Source organism: Candidatus Tisiphia endosymbiont of Ptychoptera albimana, from assembly GCF_964026605.1.
Taxonomy (GTDB): Bacteria; Pseudomonadota; Alphaproteobacteria; order Rickettsiales; family Rickettsiaceae; genus Tisiphia.
Genome location: NZ_OZ032164.1, coordinates 23,478 through 48,496, shown reverse-complemented (window position 1 = coordinate 48,496; position 25,019 = coordinate 23,478). Strand labels below are relative to the sequence as shown.

General features: G+C 33.2%; 19 protein-coding genes and 3 pseudogenes. 17 read left to right on the top strand and 5 right to left on the bottom strand.

Annotated elements, in window-relative coordinates; all coding sequences use genetic code 11:
* Window positions 1–2 precede the first annotated feature (2 nt).
* From AAGD36_RS00215 to rimM, 4 genes are all read left to right on the top strand, one after another.
* Complete coding sequence (locus tag AAGD36_RS00215) at window positions 3–947, top strand: D-alanyl-D-alanine carboxypeptidase family protein (RefSeq protein ID WP_341755447.1); 945 nt, start codon at window positions 3–5, stop codon at window positions 945–947.
* Between the two features lie 7 nt (window positions 948–954).
* Window positions 955–1,611 (top strand): isoprenoid biosynthesis glyoxalase ElbB, encoded by a 657-nt coding sequence (elbB, locus tag AAGD36_RS00210; protein WP_341748401.1) that lies wholly within the window; start codon window positions 955–957, stop codon window positions 1,609–1,611.
* 142 nt (window positions 1,612–1,753) lie between these two features.
* Window positions 1,754–3,106 (top strand): MFS transporter, encoded by a 1,353-nt coding sequence (locus tag AAGD36_RS00205; RefSeq protein WP_341755446.1) that lies wholly within the window; start codon window positions 1,754–1,756, stop codon window positions 3,104–3,106.
* A 3-nt stretch (window positions 3,107–3,109) separates the two neighbouring features.
* Entirely contained in the window at window positions 3,110–3,601 is a 492-nt protein-coding gene (gene rimM, locus AAGD36_RS00200) for a ribosome maturation factor RimM (RefSeq protein WP_341755445.1), read from the top strand.
* 9 nt (window positions 3,602–3,610) lie between these two features.
* Here the strand turns inward: rimM and typA are convergent, their stop codons facing one another.
* The gene (gene typA / locus AAGD36_RS00195; RefSeq protein ID WP_341755444.1) at window positions 3,611–5,431 is read right to left on the bottom strand and encodes a translational GTPase TypA; all 1,821 of its coding nucleotides are present in this window, start codon (window positions 5,429–5,431) and stop codon (window positions 3,611–3,613) included.
* A 255-nt stretch (window positions 5,432–5,686) separates the two neighbouring features.
* Here typA and AAGD36_RS00190 point away from each other — a divergent pair.
* Window positions 5,687–6,723, top strand: a pseudogene (locus AAGD36_RS00190) (IS110 family transposase).
* Window positions 6,724–7,088: 365 nt separating this feature from the next.
* Here the strand turns inward: AAGD36_RS00190 and AAGD36_RS00185 are convergent.
* Both AAGD36_RS00185 and AAGD36_RS00180 read right to left on the bottom strand, forming a co-directional pair.
* Window positions 7,089–7,508 (bottom strand): type II toxin-antitoxin system VapC family toxin, encoded by a 420-nt coding sequence (locus tag AAGD36_RS00185; protein ID WP_341755443.1) that lies wholly within the window; start codon window positions 7,506–7,508, stop codon window positions 7,089–7,091.
* A complete protein-coding gene (locus tag AAGD36_RS00180; RefSeq protein WP_341747876.1) occupies window positions 7,505–7,732 on the bottom strand; it encodes a type II toxin-antitoxin system prevent-host-death family antitoxin in 228 nt (75 codons plus the stop codon). Before AAGD36_RS00180 ends, AAGD36_RS00185 begins: the two co-directional genes overlap by 4 nt.
* Before the next feature lie 217 nt (window positions 7,733–7,949).
* Here AAGD36_RS00180 and AAGD36_RS00175 point away from each other — a divergent pair, with 217 nt between their 5' ends.
* The 5 genes and pseudogenes from AAGD36_RS00175 (at window position 7,950) to AAGD36_RS00155 (ending at window position 17,058) form a co-directional block, all read left to right on the top strand.
* Window positions 7,950–8,705, top strand: a complete 756-nt coding sequence (locus AAGD36_RS00175) for an HAD family hydrolase (protein ID WP_341755442.1) — start codon at window positions 7,950–7,952, stop codon at window positions 8,703–8,705.
* Window positions 8,706–9,132: 427 nt separating this feature from the next.
* Window positions 9,133–9,887 (top strand): annotated as a pseudogene (gene tatC / locus AAGD36_RS00170) (twin-arginine translocase subunit TatC).
* Window positions 9,865–11,157, top strand: coding sequence for a serine--tRNA ligase (serS, locus tag AAGD36_RS00165; protein ID WP_341755441.1), 1,293 nt, complete (start codon window positions 9,865–9,867; stop codon window positions 11,155–11,157). Before tatC ends, serS begins: the two are co-directional and overlap by 23 nt.
* Window positions 11,158–11,189: 32 nt before the next feature.
* The gene (locus AAGD36_RS00160; RefSeq protein WP_341756037.1) at window positions 11,190–13,628 is read left to right on the top strand and encodes a VirB4 family type IV secretion/conjugal transfer ATPase; all 2,439 of its coding nucleotides are present in this window, start codon (window positions 11,190–11,192) and stop codon (window positions 13,626–13,628) included.
* Window positions 13,629–13,644: 16 nt separating this feature from the next.
* Complete coding sequence (locus tag AAGD36_RS00155; RefSeq protein ID WP_341755440.1) at window positions 13,645–17,058, top strand: hypothetical protein; 3,414 nt, start codon at window positions 13,645–13,647, stop codon at window positions 17,056–17,058.
* A gap of 190 nt (window positions 17,059–17,248) precedes the next feature.
* On the opposite strand, the gene AAGD36_RS00150 is transcribed toward AAGD36_RS00155, so the two are convergent.
* Entirely contained in the window at window positions 17,249–18,016 is a 768-nt protein-coding gene (locus AAGD36_RS00150) for a 16S rRNA (uracil(1498)-N(3))-methyltransferase (RefSeq protein WP_341755439.1), read from the bottom strand.
* 99 nt (window positions 18,017–18,115) lie between these two features.
* Window positions 18,116–19,006, bottom strand: coding sequence for a M15 family metallopeptidase (locus AAGD36_RS00145; protein WP_341755438.1), 891 nt, complete (start codon window positions 19,004–19,006; stop codon window positions 18,116–18,118).
* Between the two features lie 403 nt (window positions 19,007–19,409).
* On the opposite strand from AAGD36_RS00145, the pseudogene AAGD36_RS00140 reads away from it, so the two are divergent.
* From AAGD36_RS00140 to AAGD36_RS00110, 7 genes and pseudogenes are all read left to right on the top strand, one after another.
* Window positions 19,410–19,496: pseudogene (locus tag AAGD36_RS00140) on the top strand (DUF1674 domain-containing protein); the annotation flags it as partial.
* Window positions 19,497–19,503: 7 nt separating this feature from the next.
* Entirely contained in the window at window positions 19,504–19,971 is a 468-nt protein-coding gene (locus AAGD36_RS00135) for a type II toxin-antitoxin system RatA family toxin (RefSeq protein WP_341751545.1), read from the top strand.
* A gap of 174 nt (window positions 19,972–20,145) precedes the next feature.
* Complete coding sequence (gene pyrH, locus AAGD36_RS00130) at window positions 20,146–20,865, top strand: UMP kinase (RefSeq protein ID WP_341751544.1); 720 nt, start codon at window positions 20,146–20,148, stop codon at window positions 20,863–20,865.
* Window positions 20,866–20,868: 3 nt separating this feature from the next.
* Window positions 20,869–21,429, top strand: a complete 561-nt coding sequence (gene frr / locus AAGD36_RS00125; protein WP_341747885.1) for a ribosome recycling factor — start codon at window positions 20,869–20,871, stop codon at window positions 21,427–21,429.
* A 132-nt stretch (window positions 21,430–21,561) separates the two neighbouring features.
* Window positions 21,562–21,864, top strand: coding sequence for an Asp-tRNA(Asn)/Glu-tRNA(Gln) amidotransferase subunit GatC (gatC, locus tag AAGD36_RS00120; RefSeq protein WP_341755437.1), 303 nt, complete (start codon window positions 21,562–21,564; stop codon window positions 21,862–21,864).
* Window positions 21,865–21,868: 4 nt separating this feature from the next.
* A complete protein-coding gene (gene gatA / locus AAGD36_RS00115) occupies window positions 21,869–23,356 on the top strand; it encodes an Asp-tRNA(Asn)/Glu-tRNA(Gln) amidotransferase subunit GatA (RefSeq protein ID WP_341755436.1) in 1,488 nt (495 codons plus the stop codon).
* Between the two features lie 35 nt (window positions 23,357–23,391).
* The gene (locus AAGD36_RS00110; protein WP_341755435.1) at window positions 23,392–24,903 is read left to right on the top strand and encodes an NADH-quinone oxidoreductase subunit M; all 1,512 of its coding nucleotides are present in this window, start codon (window positions 23,392–23,394) and stop codon (window positions 24,901–24,903) included.
* Window positions 24,904–25,019 lie beyond the last annotated feature (116 nt).

Here is a 25,019-nt window from a genome sequence, read left to right as displayed (position 1 = left end):
TTATGTTAATACGATTATTGCTATTTTTTACTTGCGTAATAACATTCAGTACAAACCTAAATCCTGTTTATGCTGCAAAAAAACTTGTGTCTTCGCCAACTCAAACAAGTCTTGTCGTAGATTACAATACTGGTAGGATACTGCACGATAAAAATTCTACTACTAGAATATATCCTGCTTCATTGACAAAATTAATGACCTTGTATTTGTTATTTGAAGCGTTAGAATCTAGCAGGTTATCAATGAATCAAAGATTATATGTTTCAAAAAATGCAGAGAAAATGTTGCCCTGCAAATTAGGGCTTAAAGAAAAAGAAACTATTACTGTAAAAGAAGCTATTTTCGGGCTAATTATTAGATCAGCAAACGATGTAGCTATGGTAGTAGCTGAAAATATTAAAGGTACTGAAGAAAATTTTGCTCGTTTGATGAATATTCGTGCTAAACAGCTTGGTATGAAAGATACTTATTTTAAAAACGCTTCTGGATGGCATCATCCTTGTCAGAAAACTACGGCCCGAGATCTTGCTAAACTATCTATAGCTATTAAGCGAGATTTCCCTAAATATTATGCTTTCTTCTCTAGAAACAACTTTGTTTTTAGAGGCAATATTGTACGAGGACATAATAAAGTAAATGAAACTTATGAAGGAGTTGAAGGGTTGAAAACTGGTTATACCACTCCAGCCGGCTATAACTTGATTACTGCAGCAACTAGACAAAATAAATCTTTGGTTGCTATTGTTACTGGTGGTAAATCTGCTGAGTCTAGAAATATGCAAATGGTAAAACTATTAGATACCCATTTTGACCATCCTAGAAATAATAAGACTATGGTTGATAAATTGATAGTCAAGACAACAGTACCATCAAGAACATATGGTAAGAAAACAAAAACAACTAAAGTTGCTACAAATCTTAAAGTAAGAAACAGAAAAAAACTATAGAAATATTATGAAAAATGTTGCTGTAATTATTTCAGGTTGTGGATATTTAGATGGGGCTGAAATCTTTGAAACAGTTTTTACACTATTGGAACTTGATAAGCATAATGTAAATGTAAAAATTTTTGCTCCTAATAAAAATCAACATCATGTGATCAACCATCTAACTCAAGAAAAAATGTTAGAGGAGCGTAATATATTAGTTGAATCAGCACGCATTGCTCGTGGTAAAATTCAACCATTAAATCAAATACGTGCTGAAGACTTTGATGCTTTAATATTACCGGGTGGGTTTGGTGCTGCACTAAATTTGTCTGATATAGGACTTAAAAATGAAAATGCTACAGTACCAAAAGACTTACAGGAAATAATAGTAGGCTTCTATAATTTATCAAAACCAATTGGAGCTATATGTATTGCTCCTGCTTTACTTGCTATAGTCTTAAGAAATCATACAAAAATTAAGGTTACCCTTGGAGAATCAAATGATCTGATACATAAGCTAGGAGCAACAGGAGAAACTTGTAATGCTCAAGATATAGTCGTGGACGAAGATAATAGATTGGTTACTACTCCTGCTTTTATGTTAAATTCTCCTTTAGCACAAATACATAAAGGTATTAAGGGTTTAGTAATTAAAGTGCTGCAAATGTGTACTAATATCTGAACGATAATAGATTAAAATGTATTCGTAGAAGCACTTCAAGAATGCATTTTTCTAAAGAACTTAAATTATTCTAGCCAGTTTTGGATTAAAATTAAAAATTTTAATCCAAAACTAAGGTTAAATAAGGAAGATATAGGTCAATATGAATAGATTAATACAAGCAGATGGGATATCTCAAACTTGTCTAACTAGAGAACAAAAAGAGGCTGTCGGATTACTTTCAATCGGTACATTTCTAGAGTATTTTGATCTGATGCTCTATATACATATGGCTGTAATTCTTAATGAGCTTTTTTTCCCGAAATATGATCCCCATGCAGCACAATTACTTTCAGCCTTTACTTTTTGTACCACATATTTATTAAGACCTATTGGGGCGTTAATTTTTGGATGGATTGGTGATACTATAGGACGTAAAGTAACTGTTATTATTACCACTTTTATGATGGCATTTTCTTGTATTATTATTGCTAGTTTGCCAGCTTATGCTGAAATAGGTATTACTGCTGCTGTGGTTGTATCAATATGTCGTATTATGCAAGGTATGAGTTCCATGGGAGAAAGGATAGGGGCAGAATTATATTTGACTGAAACTATAAAACGTCCTCAACAATATATGTCTGTAGCATTAATAAGTTTTTTTGCTGTATTAGGGGCAACCTTTGCTTTGGGCGTTGCATTTATTTCTACCTCTTACAACTTCAATTGGCGTTATGCTTTTTGGTTTGGTGCATTGGTTGCGTTAGTCGGTTCATTAGCTAGATCAACTCTACGAGAAACACCAGAATTTGCTGACGCAAAACGACGAATGAAAATGATTTTTGCAGATATTAATGAGAATTCTAGTATATTGGAAAAGAATCCTATTTGGACAGAAAAAGTTAATAAAGCAACAACTTTATCTTTGTTTTTAATATTTTGTGCTTGGCCAGTATGTTTTTATTTAACATTTATTCATTGCGGAGAGATTCTTAGAAATAATTTTGGTTATACGGCTGAACAAGTTATCTATCAAAATTTCTTTGTTTCAATAGTAGAAATGTTAGGGAATTTATCATTGATATATTTAGGTTATTACGTGTACCCCCTAATGATTTTAAAAATTAGAATGGTAATTTTTTGGGTTCTTATTCTAGTTTGCCTATACTTATTGAGTCATGCTAGAACACCTTTTGATATTTTTCTGTTCCAAGCATTTATTATATTGATTATACCTGGTTTAACACCAGCCCATTCAATTTTATTTACATATTTCCCTGTTTTTAAACGCTTCACATATGTTAGTTTTTTATATGCTATATCTAATACTATTATGTATATTATCACATCTTTTGGGTTTATTTATTTAACAAAATATTTAGGTAATTATGGATTGCTGATTATTATAATTCCAGTCATGATAGGATATAGCTTTGGCATATTTCATTTTGAAAAATTAGAGAAAGCAGCTGGAAACTATCCAAAAAAGAAAAAATGGTTTCTCTTAATGAATTAGGTGGTGTCTATTAAAAAAGATTTAATTTTTGTTGGTGTAGTATCATCAGCACACGGAGTGCAGGGTAATGTTTACGTCAAATCTTTTACTATGCCAAATACTAATATCATTAAAATGAATTTGGTGGATGAATTAGGAAAAAAAATTATCCTTAAACTCATTAGTCAAAATTCTAAAGGTGATATAATATGTAGATTTAACAAAATTAATAATAGGACATTAGCTGAAGAGTTAAAGGGATGTAAGCTTTTTTGTCATAGGCGTGATTTCCCTTCATTAAGTGAAGATGAATTTTATATTGAAGACTTAAGAGGCTTACTGGTACTAGATACCAATTTGGTGGCTATAGGAAAGATTACAAATGTTTTTAATTTTAAAGCAGGTGATATCATTGAAATCGAGTTTGTCAGCAATAAAAAAGTAGAACTATTTCCTTTTAACAAGCAATTTTTCCCAGTAGTGACGAAAGAGCATGCTATTTTAGCAAAGATTTGACTATAGCAATTAGTCCTCGTTACGTCGGTCTGATTTTTTCCGGTCATTAGGGTTCAACATTGCCTTACGAAGTCTAATTGATTTAGGAGTAACTTCTACCCTTTCATCACTTTGGATATAGCTGATAGATTGCTCTAATGTCATAAGGGTTGGCGGGATAAGACGCATAGCTTCATCTTTACCAGAAGCCCGAACATTTGATAATTGCTTGGCTTTCAGAGGGTTTACCTCCAGATCGTTATCCCGATTATGTTCTCCTATAATCATTCCTTGATATACTAGTTCATTAGGGTTTATAAACATTTTCCCACGATCTTCAAGATTCCATAGAGCATAGGCAACAGCTTCCCCGTCCCCATTAGAAATTAACACTCCATTACGCCTTCCTTCAATAGCACCTTTATAAGGAGCATAACTATGGAAAACACGATTCATAACACCTGTACCCCGAGTTTCGGTTAGGAATTGACCGTGATAACCAATAAGACCGCGTGATGGCCCTAAAAATGTTACTCTAGTTTTACCGCCACCAGATGGACGCATATCAGTCATTTCTGCCTTACGTAGGGCAAGTGACTTAACAACAACCCCAACAAAATCATCATCAACATCAACTTGGATTTCTTCAATTGGCTCTAATCTTTTACCATGTTCATCCTCTTTGAATAATACTCGAGGTCTGCTAATTGATAGTTCGAAACCTTCCCGCCGCATGGTCTCAATTAATATGCCTAATTGTAGTTCACCACGCCCTGCAACTTGAAAAGCATCTTTTTCTTCAGTTTGGCTGACCTGTATTGCTACGTTACTTTCGATCTCTCGCATTAATCTATCACCTAGAACTCTTGCGGTAAGTTTTGAGCCTTCTCGTCCAGCAAGAGGAGAATCATTTACTCCAAAAGTCATAGATAATGTTGGGGGATCTATAGGTAAGGATGGCAGTGCCACCATTATTTCAGGGGCACATATCGTATCAGCTACAGTAGCGTCCTGAATCCCAGCAATAGCAATAATATCTCCAGCATATGCAACATCGACAGCCACACGTTCCAATCCCCGGAATGAAAGTATTTTACTTATTCGAGCATTTTCAGTTGCCATATTATCACGATTAAGTACTTTAACATTTTGGTTAGTCTTAATTGTGCCGCTATGGATGCGACCGGTAAGCACGCGACCAAAATATGGGTTATATTCTCTAGTGGTAACAAGCATAGAAAAAGGAGCTTCACTATCAGCAATAGGAGCAGGCACATGAGATACTATCAAATCAAAAAGTGGAGCAAGATCTTTTTGTTCATCTTCTAAGTGACGTGATGCCCAACCGCTACGTCCTGAAGCGTAGATAATGGGAAAATCTAGTTGTTCATCATTTGCCTCTAATGCCATAAATAATTCAAATACTTCATCAACTACTTCACTTACCCTTCTATCAGGGCGGTCAATTTTATTGATAACAACAATTGGTTTTAACCCAAGTTTCAGGGCTTTAGACAATACAAATTTGGTCTGAGGCATTGTGCCTTCAGAAGAATCCACCAGTAATATGACTCCATCTACCATAGTAAGAATGCGTTCTACCTCGCCACCAAAATCAGCGTGACCAGGAGTGTCAACTATATTAATGCGGATATCTTTCCACATAAGAGAAGTACATTTGGCGAGAATGGTTATACCACGTTCACGCTCCAGGTCATTGGAATCCATAGCACGTTCTGCTACTTCCTGGTTTGCTCGGAAAGTACCACTTTGCTTAAGCATATTATCAACTAGAGTGGTTTTACCATGATCAACGTGGGCGATAATGGCAATATTGCGAATAGCAAACATCAAAAACCTTTAATATATTTTTTAATTGGCAATTATAGAGCAAACTATATCAAAAGGGAATAGAGTTCTTACATTATAATATCATAGAGAAAATAGCCCGGCGTCCATATATGACGTCGGGCTGTTGCTCTTGGACTTTTAAATGCCATGCGTAAGGTAATGGTATGGAACTACCCTATATACAGAATGAATAGCAGATGTTATTCTTCTAGATTTAATATTTAATGTATTAAAACAACAATAGGGAGTCCCAAAATGGAATATAACATAATAGGAATAGATTTAGCAAAAAATATTTTTCATTTGCATGCAGTAGATAAATATGGAAAAAATATTTTTAAGAAAAAATTAACAAGAGAAAAGTTTTTAGATTTTATGGCTAACCAACCAAAATCATTAGTGGGAATGGAAGCATGTGGTGGTTCTAATCATTGGGCTAGAGAGATAACAAAATTTGGTCATGATGTCAAGTTGATGGCACCACAATTTGTTAAACCATATGTTAAGAGCAATAAAAATGATTTTAAAGATGCAGAAGCAATATGCGAAGCAGTAGGTCGTGCTACGATGAGATTTGTACCAATAAAGTCGGTAGAGCAACAGGATGTTTTGTCTATTCACCGGGTTCGAGAAAGATTGGTAAAAAATCGTACAGCTTTGGCAAATGAAATTAGGGGTTTATTGCATGAATTTGGCGTAACTATACCGAGAGGAGTAAATAAAATAATTAGCCATGTAAATACAGCTATGGACGGCAATAAACTGAGTAATAAGAGTAAAGAAACATTTTGTTTATTACTGGAAGAATTTAGAGATAATAATAAGAGAATTATAGATTTAGAAAAACGATTAAATCAGATTGCTAAAAATAATGAGAACCATGCTAAATTAATGGCAATACCAGGGTTAGGTTTAATAACTGCAACGGCATTAACAGCCTCAATTGGCAATGCAGCAAATTTTGAAAATGGTAGACACTTGGTTTAGTGCCAAAACAGCACTCAACTGGTGGGAAAGAAAGGTTATTAGGAATTAGTAAAAGAGGCGACGTATATTTACGTAATTTATTAATTCATGGAGCCCGGTCTGTTTTTACAGCTAGGGTATTAAGAACTAAGAAATTGGATAAAGTAACAGGTGATAAGAGCAAATTCACTGATTGGATGTTTAGAGTACAAGAGAGACGAGGTTATAATACTAGTGTAGTGGCGGTGGCAAATAAATTAGCAAGAGTAGTGTTTGCAGTACTAAGAAATGATCAGCCATATAGTGAAACAAAAGTATGTTACTAAAAGTTTAATATTAATTATTTTTATAAAGGTGGCTGATTTTTTAAAAATTTAAAAAAATAAGGTTTAAATTTTAAAAAATCAGCGGTTGGAATAAAATAATTAAAGTAAGGAATTCCTACCAAGGAATATGCGAGAGATGATAATATTGATGATGAATAAGACAAACCTTAGCTTATGAAAAAACTGTTTAACTCACAGGCTCAAATGAAGTCGTTAAGGTGATAATGTTAAAGTTCATAAGTTAGCGAATTCCATCAGGGCTATGGCACTTTATTGAGCCTTAAGTCGAATACATGACTGCATTTGCTTTTTTTCTGTCAAGTATTATTTTTTTTCTTGCATTTTTGGGTAGTTCCATACATGAGTTAAATTATAGACTCTATATTTGCTATCTTACAGCTATTAGCCAAATTATTATCTAGAGTAGCAATGCTTGCTTCAAGGCGTAGGGATAATTCAAGGTAAGAAGCATCATAAGACGTTAGACCATATTTAGCTGCAATCCTTGCTATTATATGTAGAGATTCAGGGCTAGAACAAAATTTATCAATATTAATTGGAAGGCTATTTAAGAGGTGTAAATACTCTTCATAATTACTTTTAATAATACGCTGTTTTTTTAAGGATGATATAAGCACGTTGTTACATTCTAAAAAAAAGACAGCAGGGGCAAATATATTATATACTTTGTTAGAAATCTGATGGTAAATGTTATCGACCTTAAGCTGCTGTTCATCCGGTAAAATCGATGACATGATGAATGAACAATCTACTACTAAATTCATTTTCTACCAAGATTTTTCATTTTAATAACATCATCTGTAGAGCCAAGAGGACTACGTTTTTTAAGTTCAGCAAGTTTTTTAAATAGATCATCAAATCGTTGGGAATAATATTTAGCTACAGGTATAACAAAAGCTACCTCTTTTCCTCTGTTTGTTATGCATAATTCTTCACCTGCTTCTACTTCTTTTATTAGCTCCGTTAAGTGAGTTTTTGTTTTAAACATACCAACTATTCTCATGAATCCTCTTTAATAAACTAGTTAATTTAACTAGTTTATTATATTTTAATAAGCAATGCAATATGCTAATCACAGTGATTAATCTATTTCATTTTACTTAAATAATCTTAATAATTTGTTGCAAAAATTCTAAAATTAATTTATTAAGTTCTGAGTTTTTGGGTTCAAGAAGAATAAAAAATAAATATTAAGAGAACAACAGATGTCAAAATTAAAACAGGCAAGATTAAGCTTACCCCCTTTAGATTTTAGCACACCAAAAGATAAACAGATACTGAATACTCCAAATTCTGATCAACTAAAAGTTAAACAGCAAAAGGATTTTTTGGAAAAAGAAACTCAATCTGATAAGATGTTATTATGTATTGATTGGGATGGAACAATAGTAAAAGACTCCCTACACAATGCTCTTAATGCTACTCTCAATTATCAGCATTGTGTAGATCGATTTCTAGCAGATGAAACAAAAAATTGGAAAAATAAAGAGCTATTAGTAGAATTGTTCCAAAAAGCATTAACTATAGGATGTCATATAGCTATTGTATCTTTTGGCTCATATCCTGATTGGATCAAATACGCTCTTGAGCAACTTTTAGGATCGACTCTATCGAAAGAAATTTATGTAGTGTCGCATCCTCGTAGAAATGACTATGAAGGCAAACAGGAGCATATAGAGGAAGCCAAGAGGCATTTTGGTGTTTCTGAGAATAAGAAGGTTGTTTTAATAGATGATGATCTAAATAATGTGAATATCGCAAAGAAAAATGATATGCAGGGGATACATGTTAAAGAGGGTATTGAGTATTTAAATGAGGCTTCTGAGATAGTTACAGCACAAGAACAAAAAGAAAATCAAATACAGACTAACTTTGATCAGCCAACAGAGAGTAAATTAGAACTGTTAGATGAAGTTCTTCCTTCCCTAGGAGATTTAGACTACTCTTATGACACATTATAGGGATTATACTATTTTGCTTTGAAGAAAAGACAATAGCAAAACTTCTAGGACTAAACACCTAGTATAATTTTCATCAAAACTAAGGATTATTTCTCCCATTTTTCTTAAAGCTTTGTTATAATCATTCTAGTTACAAACCTTTTTTATAGATGGTATACTGCTCGTAGGATCATTTGAGTATACCGCTAGAGTCTTGGATAATGACGACGCAATTTTTGGTTTTCTATTCTAGAATATAGTATACTTCTGATGAGTTTTTTATCATTCTATTCAGTTTTTAGGTTCATAACAACCTATTTTGACTATCCACGTTAGTAATACCTCCTCACGAAAGCAGGAACGTCCATATATGACATCCTAGGCTATTAAACCGATGTCTTACATCAAACTGAGGTTACCACTTAAACTTGTACATATTGGTTAATTTATGAAGTCATATACTTTTAAAGAGCATTTTTTAGAGCTAAAGGCTAGGTTCTTACGAGTATTTGCTGCATTCATTATTGGTTTCATTATTTGTTATTGTTTCAGTAACGATATATATAACATTTTATTAGAGCCACTTGCAGAATTAGATCATGCTGATATAAGGAAAGTGATCTATACTGGTCTTACTGAAGCATTCTTTACTTATATAAAACTTGCAGCTTTTATTTCTTTTGTCATGATTATGCCAATTATCGCTATAGAATGTTTTTTATTTATAAGACCTGGGTTATATTCAGGTGAGAAGAAATATGCTGCTTTTATTCTTTTTATGTCGCCTGTTTTGTTTTGGTGTGGGAGCATCTTTGTATTTTATTTTGTTATGCCGCGTGCATGGCAATTTTTTCTAAGCTTTGAAGATAATAATGCTATTATTCCACTAATTCTAGAAGCTAGAATTAGTGAATATTTAAACTTAGTAATTCAGTTAATTATTGCGTTTGGTATAGCTTTCCAATTACCAATTATTATGTTAATATTAAATTTATTAAAAATATTAACAGCAAAAGACTTAGTGGACAAAAGAAGATCGTCTATAGTAATTATTTTTATTATTGCTGGTATTTTAACTCCACCGGATGTACTTAGCCAATTTGCCCTTGCAATACCAATGCTTTTATTATATGAAACTTCAATTATTATGTGTAAATTTGTAGAAAATCGAGGAAGTTAAATGTTAGATATAAAGTGGATTAGGGAGAATAAGCAGGAATTTGATGATCTACTTATCAAAAGGGGAATTCCCCCAATGTCCGATAAAATTACTAAACTAGATGAAAGCAAACGCCAGCTAACTAATCTTATTCAACAATTTCAGCATGCAAGAAGGAAGAAATCTAGGGATCTAGGCAACATGCCTAACAAATTTAGTAAAGAATTTGAAGAAATAAAGCGTGATGTGGATCACATAAATGAGAAACTGGAAGAACTGAATTTAAAATTAAATAGTAATCACCAGTTAAACAATATGTTGGAGGTATTGCCAAACCTTCCTGATCCTGACGTACCATATGGCACTGATGGCAGTATGAATAAACTGCTTAAAACAGTAGGAGACATTACAACAAAACTATCTCTTCCATTACCTAAGCAACATTTTGAACTTGGTGAAAGTTTAGGGATGATGGATTTTGTACGTACTGCTAAAATGTCCGGTAGTAGGTTTGTGACTCTAAAGGGAGATTTAGCAAAGTTAGAACGTGCATTGATTAATTTTATGATTGATACACATACTCAAGAATTTGATTTTACTGAACTATCTCCTCCATCTTTGGTGCGACCAGCTGCTATGTATAATAGTGGTCAATTGCCAAAATTTGCAGAAGAGTCGTTTGAAACGGTGAATAATTACAGGTTAATTCCAACAGGTGAAGTACCTCTTGTTAATATGGTGGCCGATACCATAATAGCTAGGGAAGAATTGCCTATACGTTATGTTGCTTACACACCCTGTTACAGATCAGAATCTGGAAGTAGTGGTAGAGATACTAGAGGTATGATACGTATGCACCAGTTTGGTAAAGTTGAGTTGGTTACAATAACTACTGCAGAAGAATCTCAGCGTGAACATGAATATATAACTAATGCAGCTGAAACCATTCTAAAAAAACTTGATCTACCATATAGAGTTATGTTGCTTTGTACTGGAGATATGGGATTTACTGCCAAAAAGACCTATGATTTGGAAGTATGGTTGCCTGGTCAAAATCTATACCGTGAGATTTCAAGCTGTTCTAATTGTGGAGATTTTCAGGCTAGAAGGATGAAAGCTAGATATAAAGAATTTGGTAGCAACGAAACCACTCTTGCCCATACTTTGAATGGTTCTGGTTTACCAATTGGTAGGACAATAATCGCAATTCTAGAAAATTACCAAAATGCAGATGGTTCAATAACAGTTCCAGATGTTTTGGTGAGTTACATGGGTGGGTTGGAGCGAATTCATACCACTAAAGAGTATAAATAACATGTATTTGATAGGTATCATTGGTGTTCAAAATAGCTAGCAACTCAAGAAAAGTTGATAAGGATTTATATAATAATTCTGCAGAGGATTTCATTCCAATTGCTTGTCATTATAATGAGAATACTTTGTTAACTAAGAATGGCGAACTACTCCAAACTATCCAAATAAATGGTATCAATGCAGAAAATATTAGCACTAAGTTATTCAATTTACGAGAAGTAGTGCGTAATGCGATTAAGAAAAATGTTCATAATAAAAATTTTGCATTTTGGATACATACTGTACGACGTAAGACAAACTTAGATGACCCAACTCCTTACAATAAATTGTTACCAGCTAATATTCACAATTTATGGCAACAAAAAAATTACTGGGATGATAAATTTGTTAATACCTTATATATCTCAATAATTTATGATTCTGCTAAAATTAAAGTTAAAGATATCAACTCTTTAATAACTTCTTTGTCTTTCGATAAACTTGTCAATTACCAAAATAACTATTTAGATAGTGTTTTTAAAATGCTAAATAGTACTGTTGACAAAATACTTTTGGATTTACAAGATTTTGGTGCAGTAAAGTTAGGAATAAGATTTGAAGGGGAAGAATCTTACTCTGATTTGATGTTTTTATATCGTAGAATAATTCATCTCAACGAAGAATATTGCTTAGTACCGATTGCAAATCTATCTAATGCTTTAGCCTCTAATCAATATGCAGTTGGTAACGATAAGATTGAAGTAATAAGTAGGCATGATAAAAAGTTTGCCTCCATTATTTCAATAAAGGAATATCAAGAAGTATCATCAGCTGCACTTGATGGATTCCTACAATTACCTGTGGAATTAATAGCAACAGAAATATTTTACTTCGTTGATAAAAAAGAAGTATCTAAAACATTTGAACAACAGGCATATATTTTACAAGTTAGTAAGGATACTAAACTTGCTGAAATTACAGGAATAGATAAGATAATGAACCTTGATGCTTCAATCCCGAACCAATTTTGTAAACAACAAATTTCTATTGCTATTATAGGGTCAGATTTGGAGAAATTGGATCAATCAATTGCCCAAGCATCTAAGGAACTTGCTAAAATTGGTATTGTCCATGTGCGGGAAGATATAAACTTAGAGCAAACATTTTGGGCACAGCTCCCAGGGAACTTTTCCTATGTTAGGAGGCTCGCTCCCACAATTATAGAAAATACCGCCGCTTTGGCCTCATTACATAATTTCCCGACCGGAAACCAAAATAACATATGGGGTAAAGCGGTGACTTTGCTTAGAACAGAAAAAGGAACTCCTTACTTTATGAATTTTCATGCTAAAAGTAATAATAGAGGAAATACTTGTATTTTTGGCACAGCTAATACTGGTAAGACTGTACTAACAAATTTTTTAATTTCTGAAGCAACTAAATACAAGCCAACAATATTATATCTTTCCAATAATAATAATTCAAAGATTTTTGTTGAATCAATTGAAGGGCAGTGGTTTGAAAAGGAGAAGAACCTAATAAATCCATTTCTACTAGATGATACTCTAGAGTCAAGGCATTTCGTTATCGAATTTCTTAAGATAATTTGCAATCATTCTTTTTACCCTCTAACCAAAGCAGAATTAGCTTTTCTAGAAAACTTCGCTGATAAAATTTGGACTTTAGATAATAAAGAACGTAATTTTTCCTCCATTTTAAAAACAATGGACTTTTCTATAGAAGGTGGAGACTTAATTAAACTAAGGTTGACTGATTATACAAAAGGAGGATTATATGATGGTATATTTGATAGTGATAAATTCCCTTTATCTGAAGGCGGCATAATCGGATTTAATTTGTATCCTTTTTCTGGGAAGTCTTTTACTGAACGTTTTTATCCAACAGATAGAAAACTTCTAGAAGATTTTTCAATGAATTTGACTAAGCATAATAGTTTATGTGCAGGATTAATATATGCTTTTAATTATCACTTAACTATTATAGGGAAGAGTCCAAAAATATTAGCCATAGATAATCTAGATTCCTTGTATAGACCGGAAAATTTTGATAACATATCACAAATGATTTCTGATAGATTGCTGAGTAATAATGGAATAATGGTTAGTAATTTTAATTTTAGTTATCTACAGTCAACAAAAACAAAGGTGCTACAGAATTGGTTGGATTTAATAGACACTAAAATAATTTTACCATCAGAAATAAAATCACAGTATTTAGAACAAATTTTAGGGTTAAATGAATCAGAAATAAATAAATTATCGAAATTTACAATTGCTTCTAGAATGTTCTTAATAAATCAAAATAATCAATCTATTGCTTTGGAGTTAAGTATAGGAAGTTTAATTGGCATTATCAATATTCTATCCTGTAGAACCGAGGAATTAAAAATATATCAAGAAATATTACAACAATATCCAGGACATCCTGATAATTGGATTAATCCTTTGTATATAGCATTAAATCATATTTAGTTGTAAGAGGAGTTTGGTGCTAAAAAAATATTATCTAGCATTTTTTTTGTTGATTTACTCTAGCAAGAGTTATTCTTCATTTTGGGATGGAGTTGCACAATGTCTAAGTGAGCCTTGCAATTGCGGGTATAGTGAGATAAATGAAACATGGAATGGAAGTATAAAACGAACAATAAAGCCAAATCCTATATGCCCACCATGGAATAGGCGGGATGGACGTGATACAGATAATTGCTTGGTTCAATTTGACCCTCCTGAGAAATTTATTGGATTTTATCTTCAGCACTGTGCGGAACGTACACCAGAAAGCTCTTATTTTTCACCAAAGATTCGTATAAGAACTCAAAGTTGTAATGCAGTTGCATGCTGGAATCAATCCACTACTTTGAATTGGGATGGTGAATGCATAATATGGCCTGGGGCTTATGCCCTACCCTTACTCAGAATTTGTGCTAGGGTTGCTGTTCCTGCAGTTGCACCAACAGCCTTGAATAGTAAAGGAACGCCAGCAGACCCTGGTTATACACCTGGAAAACATTTGAATGATGTTGGCTTTACAGAAGATGATAAACCGATTATTGGAAGTGATGGAAAACCGATCGTTGGAGATGATGGAAAACCGTTTAATAGACCAAAGCTATGTGCATATAGTGATCCTGGCTTGGTAAACCTCGTCTCAGCTACCGGAGTTCACTCAGATCTGATGGACTGGAATCCAATAAGACAACCTCTTCATAAAACAGATGAGTTACACCCTATTGCAAAAATTCTAAAGTTTTTTATAGAAATTAAGTCTAGTATGAGTATATCAGTACTATTAGGCAAGTTATTAGACATGATTGCTTCTGACAATACACCAGGTCTTGATGTTATAAAAGAAATAGTTAAATGGATAGGTATTCTTTTTGAGCAAGGATGGATATATAAAGCGGCAGGAAAAATAGTAGACGCGTTGGGCAAATTAAATTGTTCTGTTGATGACTACCAATTTGGTTGCGTTGAATTACCATTAGGTCCTTTTCCACCACCATATTGCCCTAAATTAAAACAGTTCATTATTACTCCTACGACAAAGCTTGTATGCAGTAAAAAGAAAGGTAATTTATTTGTTCAATCTTCAAATGCACCATGTGTGGTGTCTAAATTAAGAAATAATTTTATTCATAATGTCGTACGTGTTAGTTTAGACAATCTTGTACCTCTTTGTAGAAATAAAGAAAATCCACAAGAAACCGATAAATGTGTAGTAATAGATAATCTTGGTCCATTTTCTTCAGCCAAAGGAATTCATATTGCTACCGCTCAACTCGATGCAATAAAAAAATGTTCAGCTAATGATAAAGAACGTTGTGTTAACACAAAAATTCCCTTTGAATGTACTATTGAGGATGGTTGCAAAGATGGCTTTAGGATAGTTTACGCACAAAAAGTAGGTGATCATTCTACACCAAGTAGTTACTATGTTGATGATTTACCTGATTGTAATAGCGAAGAAGCAAATGGTAAGATTACTTGTCAAGAAATATGGGGCATAAATATTGGTGAGTTTATTGATGTTAGTCTTGCATTTCCTCCTATACAAGGTCAAGATACTACAAGTTTACTACCGCTCAAAAAAACCTTTAAGCTCAGAGATAATGTCAGTGACAGGACTTTTGTTGCTTCAATTACTAGGAATACTATATTGGATACTACCTTAAATCCTAATCTTCGTCGTGATCCAAAATCTATTTGTGTAGCGGAAGGAGATAACTTGGTTGGTTGTGAAGACAGAGTAACAGATGGTTACCAAATCCTAACCTATCCGTGTGGAGGACTTCCTGGAGTTACTTGCCATAATAATAGCTATTATAACCCTCAATTTATTGCGTCAATACGAGTGTCAGACGATAAAGTGAATACTGTTGATTCAACTAGTACTGTTATTACACCATTGTCGGTTACTCAGTCAATAGCAGGCGAGACAGAAGCAATAATAAATTTAGCAGGATTTAATTTTACTTCCTTCATGGCATATATTTCTAATACCCCCCCCACTATATATACTGCTATGCCATTTTCTGGCAAAAAATCTATGAATCCTTTAACGATATATGGCAATTATAAAGACGACAAGATCCCCTATGATGCTAAGACAGGAATTCCTGCTACAGATGCTGTATATTTAAAGGGTCTTGAATATATAAATGGTAAATATATTCAAGGTGCAACGCATGGTTGTTTACAATTAAAAGATATAGACAAATGTATTCCTGAAGTAAATAATACTAACTGTGTACTAGCAAGACTACTTGAATCAGATACAGTTGATTGCTCAGAATTTAAGACAAAAAGTATGCAATACCTAGGTCTGCAAATCTGTCAGGATACTCATACTGGTTGTAACTCTGCGGAGACTATAGACGATCTTAAGACAAAGGGTATTACGATTTATAAATGTGATAACTCTATGTATTGTTATAAAAATAATCGTAAGCCAAATGTTGAAGTATGTAAAGTGTCTGTAGATAGTAATAATAGAATCGATCCTTCCCCGTCACTAGGTCCTACAATAAACATTGATGGGCAGCATTATACTGCTAAGTTTAATGAGCAAGGTATTCTTGTCGATAAGGATGGTATTTCTCTTGACAAAACTGCTGCAATCCGAGATAAAACCCCACAAGAATTAGGTTTTTGTACTTCAGTTCTTGCCCCTAAATGTCAAGCAATTACCACCCCAACTAATGACAGTGGTAATGCAACATGGTCTAGCACAGAAAAAGATGATCCTGACACAAAAATAGGTGATTTGGCACTAGGTACTTGTAAGCCTGGTTGGGTATTAATTGATCCGAATAAACCACTACAACGTTATTGTCTATCAAATATCGATACTAAAACAGTGGCCTTTGAAGCCTTACCGGATGGTGTTGGATGTAAAGAGAATACTGGTCTTAATTTCCAATATACAAGTGATAAAAAAGATTTCCCTGTTAACAATAACTACGATACTTTAACTAAAGTTGGAACCTTTATACTTGGTGGACCATACCGTTCTGCAGCACATACTTACGATACATTTTATTGCGTAAATTATGAGTTTGATATACCAAATACTAACATGCTAAACTCTTTCACCATAGGTGGTACTGGCTCATATTATGATGATTACATAATGATTAAAGTTAATAATCAGCTTATTCATACTGGTCCTGATAACTTTAACTCTATGGAATGTAGAAATTACAATGCTGACCGTACTCACTGTGATGTTTACATTTCTAGAAATGGCAAATTTGTAAAAGCATCCGACATAGGTAGAGCTAATAACCTAGCACAACTTAATCTTATGCCACATTTACAAAATGGTAAAAATAATATTAATACTTGTGTGGGAATAGTTGGTGGAGGAACTTTAAATGTTACTATTAAATATCAACTGAAATAACCTGAGTTTGATAAAGACATCAGGCTATCACCATTACTATTAGTCAACAGACCTCTTTCGAAACTCTACTTCTGCTGGTGATTTGGACAATGATGCGGTACTCGAATCCGTAACGGAATTAGAGTACGCTGCGGTTCAAGGTGAAGCGTCTCCTTCAAATCCCTCAGCATAAGCGAGTTTCGAAAGAGGTCTAATTTAGGAGGATTGGTTTAGTTGCAACGCAACTAGCTGTGAATAATTTAATTTGTGCTAGACATGTTGCTACAGCAGTTTCAGTTCGGAGGATATTTGACCCTAGACTTATTGATAAAGTATTAGGTCTTAATGAAAGCATTTGGAGTTCATTTTGTGAAAAACCACCTTCTGGACCAACAACAACTGAAAGATTTGCCGAAATATCTGATGAGTATATAGGCATGATTTTTAATAAAGTATTATTTTCATCTTCATTTTCATTGGCATATATTATAGAATTATCTAAAGTTTGTTCTAGGAAAAGACTAAGTGATACTACTGGCATAAGAATGCAGGGTATTAAACGCTCGGACTGCTCTGTAGATTCGATAATACATTTCATCAATCTTTGAGTATTAACAGTGCGAAATTGAGATCTTTCAGCGATTAGTGGAATAATTTTTGTTACCCCAAGCTGTACAGCCATATCTATGGCATCCAACATTCTATCACTTTTAATAATAGATATTCCTAAAGTAAGTTCAGGTTCAACTGTTGCTTTTCTTAAAATATTAGTAAGTCCAACATGTAAATTGTTTTTTGTAATACCAGTAATTTGTGCTATAAACTCACCATCTGTGCCGTTAAAAATTCTAAAATGATCGCCAATTTTTAGTCTTAATACTGTTTTAAGATAGTGACTATGCTCTTTTACAAGATTTAACGAATAATTTTCAATTAGCTTGGTATTGCTATATATTCTATGAAGACGAGAAATTTTCATAATTTTAACTCCAACGATCAATTACTATGTTAACAAAAATTTTAGTTAACATAGTGGAGTAAAAAAGTTGCTATAATAAGAAATGATTGTATTACTTTACTAATGATTTACAATACACTTTGATAAAATCTCATATGCCTGTTTTGGCGTTAGACTTAATATTTTTGGTGATTTTTTTAAACATTGCATAAACATATTAGGGTTCTTTTTATAAAGTTCAACAAACTGATTATTATTACGATCCATTGAGTTAAACATTTGCGGCGTTTTAGTGTAGAGCTTAAAAAGAATATATCCATCATTATAGTTCATAACTGCTAATAATTGTGCCATAGCCCCAGATGTTTGGAAATGTTGCCAATCTATAGGAGTGTTCCTCTTTCCTCCCCAAACACTAAAACCATTCTTAGCAAAAAGATCGGTTATTACTTCACTCATTCCGGGTCTAATATTGGTTCGATTGAGATAACTTGATCCTGCCGCAGGCTTCACAGCAACTGCCCCTGTCTGATTTATATCACTTGGAATAGAAAGGTAAGGATTTTGAATTGGATTAATGTCAATTGCAAGACCATATGAATGTATAGAAGGTAAGCCCCCTCCTGTAATTTCACGACAATTGAAACTGGAGCTATTATTATCTGCCATACTTTTGTCATCATCACCATCATAATTTTCAACAGTACGTGCTTTAGCGATAGGGTATTTTAAGGCATATATTCTTTTCAAAATGACGACAACATGCTCAGAAGCAGCATCAAAAACAACTAGTTCTCCATCATGATGTATTACAGAATTAAAATCATAATAAGGGAATTTAATAAGTCTCAATCGATTTAGATTAACTGGACATCCATCATACCATACTTTCTTCTTAATCATTTCTTGTTTCGATACTTCAGATAACGGCTCTACTGTAAAATCAGCAGCTCCTACTTGTGATATATTTATAAAAAAAATATATAATAATATTATTATTAGCTTATACATAATAATAGCACCCAAAATATAGTAATATATTCTAAAAAGTATCCTAAACCAGTAAAAGAGTCAATCATTTATTATTAGAGGGAGTTGGTAAACTAAATGTCATATAATTTCACCTTATGCGGAATATAGAAGAGATTGAAAAAACTGCAATATAGAATATACTAAATACAAAAATTGATTACAATGATACAACACTAGCATTACTCCGTCATTGCAAGGAGCCACTTTAGTGGCAACGAAGCAATCCAGAAAATTGACTAAAAATGGATTACTTCGTTGGTTCATATCACGTCTCCTCGCAATAACGCCAGTTTACTATGGTTAAATGCTAATAGGGCTAGCTATACAAATTAGTACATTTATGGATAACAAAAAAGACACTACCATAAAAGATGAAAAAGAAAAGCCAAAGGAAATAGGTGGTTTTAAAGGTCAAGAACCCACTACCCACGGAGATTGGCAGCATAAAGGTAGAGTAACTGATTTTTAAAGAATTTATGCCAAGTTTTCATCAAGCCAAAATCCTACCATATAATGTACAAGAATTATTTCACTTAGTTCTTGACGTAAAGTCATATCCCGAATTCTTACCATGGTGTAGGGCGGCTAGAATCATCTCAGAGAGTGAGAATCAAATTATAGCTGAATTAGTAATTCAGTTAAAAGGTTTTTCAGACAATTATCAATCAAGAATTATATACTCAAATGATTTGAATAAGCAAAGATATTCCATTGAAGTAGAGGCAATCTCCGGACCATTTAAATATTTAAAAAATTTATGGCAATTTTCTCAAGAAGATACTGGTAGTAAAATAGAGTTCTTTATTGATTTTAAGATGAAATTTGCAATAGTTGACAAGTTAGTTAATATATTTTTTACTGATGCTACTGAAAAAATGGTTGATGCATTTGAAAAAAGGGCAGATACTATGTTAACTAAAATAAACTTAGCAAATTACTCTTGAAATAGGGATCAAAATAGCCTAAAAGGCTATTAGATACTATAGATTTCTGCCTTCGTGGGAATGACATCATGCGAATTCGGGATAAGAATTAACTAATTCTTATCCCGAATTGGGGTACATCGAGAGTGTATTTAGGGTTTACATAGAAAATTTATAAAACCAAGAGTTTAATTTATGTCCTCTTTGCAATATAAACGAGTCCTATTAAAAGTTTCTGGCGAAGCCTTAATGGGCAACAAACAATTTGGTCATGAGTACTCTATAATCTTAGGAATTGCTGAAGATATAAAGGAAGCAATTGATCTTGGAATAGAAGTATGTGTGGTCGTTGGCGGTGGCAATATTTATCGTGGCACTGATGTCTTATTTGGCATGGAAAGAGCTGCTGGTGATTATATTGGCATGCTTGGCACGGTAATAAACGCACTTACTCTACAAAATATTATGGAAAGTTTGGGTGTTCATACTAGAGTCCTTTCTGCAATACCTATGATGAGCGTTTGTGAGCCTTATATACGTCGTAAAGCAAAAAAACATATAGAAAAAGGTAGAGTAGTAATTTTTGCCGGCGGTACTGGTAATCCATTTTGCACTACTGATAGTGCAGCTGTTTTAAGAGCAATTGAAATGAGCTGTGATTTATTACTAAAAGGTACTAAGGTTAATGGTGTATATAATGCAGATCCGACAAAGAACCTTAATGCAGTGAAATATTCTACTATAAGTTACACTAATCTTTTAAAAGATAATTTACAAGTTATGGATATTGCTGCTATTGCTGTGGCTAGAGAAAACAACTTGCCAATTAAGGTATTTTCTATTAAAGAGAAAGGTAATTTTGCAAAAGTACTGCAAGGAAAAGGTGAATATACAAAAATTCAAGAAGGTGAATAAAGTATGGATAAAGCAACTATACGTAAAGAATTACAGTCAAAAATGGATAGTTCGATAAGAGTATTAGATCACGAACTCAAGGGACTCAGAACTAGTCGAGCTTCAGTTAACTTACTTGACCCTGTATTGGTTGAAGCATATGGCGATAAAGTACCATTGTCGCAAGTAGCAAGTCTCTCAACTCCAGATGCACGAACTATTACTGTACAAGTGTGGGATAAATCTATAGTAAAATTTGTAGAAAAAGCTATTATAGATACAAATTTGGGTCTAAACCCATCATCAGATGGACAGCTAATAAGAATCACAATACCGTTACTTACTGAAGAACGCCGCAAAGAACTTGTTAAATTTGCTCACAAATATGGAGAAAATACTAAAATTGCCTTGCGTAATATAAGAAGGGATGGTAATGAAGATTTAAAAAAGTTAGAAAAAAACAGTATCATAACTGAAGATGAACAACATAACCTATCAGAAGAAATCCAAAAATTAACTGATGAGTATAGTAATAAAGTGGACTTGCATGTTAAACAAAAAGAACAAGAAATACTGACTATTTAAGTCTAAAAATAGGTGTCATTCCTCAAAGAGATGCCACCTAAATGACTTAGGTATATTTTTTCATAAAATAGCCATAAACTATTAGTGCAAACATATTTCATGCTATAATGACTATAATATTTAAGGTATATAATGATTACAAATGAAGAAATACAAAAAATAGCAAAACTTGCTAGGTTTAATTTTACCCAAAAAGAGATAAGCAGTTTTGCCCATCAATTAACTGAGATGATGAATATGATCAACATTTTAAACGATGTAGACTGTAGTAACGTTGAACCACTTACTTCTGTTTGTGATATGCACCAAAGAATGCGAAAAGACCAAGTATTGTATGGTGACATTTCTGATGAATTATTTGCTAATGTGCCTAATGATAAGGCAGAACTTGCCAAAGAAGTAAAATGTTTTGTTGTCCCAAAAGTAGTAGAGTAAAATAATGTCGGAAATTATAAAATTAACCATCACACAAGCCCTTAAAGCCTTAAAGAATAAAGAATTTTCGTGTGTTGAGCTGACTAAAGCACATATTAAAGAAATGGACAAACATAAAGAGTTAAATGCTTATATTACTGAAACTACAGATATTGCTTTAGAGCAATCTAAAATTGCTGATCAAAATTATCATAATGGAATAGCAAGATCCTTAGAAGGAATTCCTATTGCTGTAAAAGATCTTTTTTGTACAAAAGGAGTACTAACTACTGCCGCCTCAAAAATACTCAGCAACTTTGTACCAACATATGAATCTACTGTAAGTAAAAATGTTCAAGATCACGGTACAATAATGCTTGGTAAGGCTAATATGGATGAATTTGCCATGGGATCGGCTAATATTACTAGCTATTTTGGTAACGTTATTAGTCCTTGGAAAGCGATAGATGCACCTACAACTCCGGTAGTCCCTGGTGGGTCTTCTGGAGGCTCGTCAGCTGCTGTCAGTAGCTTTTTAGCTATGGCAGCTCTTGGAAGTGATACAGGAGGTTCTGTTCGCCAACCTGCCAGTTATACTGGGATTGTCGGATTCAAACCAACATATGGTCGTTGTTCTAGATATGGTATGATTGCTTTTGCCAGTTCGCTTGACCAAGCTGGAGTACTTACAAGAACTGTTGAAGATACTGCTTTAATGCTACAAGCCATGATTGGTTTTGATGAAAAGGATTCTACTTCTATAAACTCTGAAATACTAGAGCTAAGATCGGCATGTAATAGTAGTGCAAAAAACATGAAAATAGGTATACCATTTGATATTATGAAACAAGATGGTATACAACCGGATATTATTAAGATGTGGCAGCATACTATTGATATTCTAAAAAACGATGGGGCAGAAATTATTGATATTTCATTACCCTATTCTAAATATGCTCTAGCTGCATATTACGTTATAGCACCTGCTGAGACCTCATCTAATTTGTCAAGATATGATGGTATAAGATATGGTTTTAGGGAAGGAAGTGAGGGAATATCCATTGAAGAAATGTATGAAAAAACAAGGAGTGCTGGTTTTGGTGCTGAAGTTAAAAGACGTATTATGATTGGTACTTATTTGCTTTCATCTACTCTTATGGATGCTTATTACTTAAAAGCACAAAAAATAAGACGCTTGATTTCAGATGATTTCAAGAAAGCTTTTGCACAAGTTGAAGCAATAATTTTGCCATCTGCACCATCCGAAGCTTTTAACTTAGGTGAGAAACAAGATAATCCTGTGACAATGTATTTAAACGATTTATTTACTATTCCAGCTAGTATTGCCGGTCTTCCTTGTTGCTCTGTACCTGCTGCATTATCTTCTAGAGGTTTGCCTCTTGGCATGCAAGTAATAGGAAAAGCCCTTGATGAATATAATACTCTAAAGGTAGCAGCAGCAATTGAGCGTGGTTCAAGAGATATTAGTTTTGTATATTCTAATAAACGCTAAAGTTATCGGAGTTAATTTGATTATTAGAGCTTAAAATGTCCGGGTTACCGATCTTATCAATAAGTATTTTTTTGCCTTTAGTAAGTGCATTATATATTCTGCTATTTATCAACCAAAGTAGGTCAGTAAATAAGCAAGCCCAAAATAAACAAGTTTATGCGATGTATGTCGCAGTTTTAAGCTCTATCCTAACCCTAATATCTACTATTTATTTATTAGTTCAATTTGATAATACATCAAAACTTTATCAATTTGTAGAATGCTATAGTTGGATTCAATCTATAGGTCTTGAATTCCACATTGGAGTTGACGGAATTTCAATATTCTTTGTTGTTCTGACAAGCTTTTTAACCCTTATCTGTATTATAGCTAGCTTATTTACCGTCAAAAAATATATCAAAGAATTCTTATTTTGTTTTTTATTAATTGAGTCTTTTTGCATTGGGGCTTTCTGCTCAATGAATTTACTATTATTTTACTTATTTTTTGAAGTAATATTGATCCCTATGTATATAATTATAGGAATTTGGGGAGGCGAAAATAAAGTTTATGCTGCCGTAAAATTCTTCCTCTATACTTTCTTGGGGTCGGTATTTTTCTTATTGTCACTCATATATATTTATAGCCAAGTTCATAGTTTTAATATGCTTGATCTAAATGAATTAGTCCCTTCATTAACATTACCGGTGCAGAGGGTTTTATGGTGGGCAATCTTTATAGCCTTCGCAGTGAAAGTTCCTATGCTGCCGTTCCATACGTGGCTTCCTGATGCACACGTACAAGCACCAACTGCTGGATCTGTCATTTTGGCTGGTATATTGTTAAAACTTGGAGCATATGGGTTTTTACGTGTATCATTACCAATGTTTCCAAATATATCAAAAGAATCTGCATTTTATGTATTAGTGCTGAGTATTTTTGCTGTAATATATGGTTCACTAGTAGCACTGGCTCAAAGAGACATGAAAAAGATGATAGCTTATTCATCGATAGCTCATATGGGCTATGTGACTGGAGGGATTTTTAGCTTAACAGAAACTGGGATTAAGGGAGCCGTATATCAAATGATTAGTCATGGTACTGTGGCATCTGCTTTGTTTTTGATAATTGGTACTTTGTACGATAGATTGCATACTAAGGAGATAGACAAATATGGTGGAGTGGCAAATAAAATGCCAATACTTGCCACCTTTTTCATGATTGCCATGCTTGGCTCTATAGGTTTACCAGGCACTAGCGGTTTTATAGGAGAATTTTTAAGTTTGGTAGGTATTTATCAAGCTAATGTAGTAGCAGCTATTATAAGTAGTGTTGGCATTATTCTTGGAGCTGTTTATATGCTAAAACTTTATAAGGAAGTAATGCTAGGACAAATTACTAATAATCAGGTTATAAGTTTTAAAGATCTATATCTTTATGAGATACTTGCAATTATGCCGCTTTGTGTAGCAATAATTTATTTAGGTTTGTTACCAAATACAATTATGAACATACTGGATTTATCAACTCATAAAATCTTATCACAAATACCTTGTGTTGTAAAATAATTACTTAAATTAACTTAATTATTATTATTTTAATGATTTAACGATTTTTTTAGATATTTATAAATTAATTTTATATTATTACTTGTAAGACTCAAACAACTATGCTAGGGTTTATT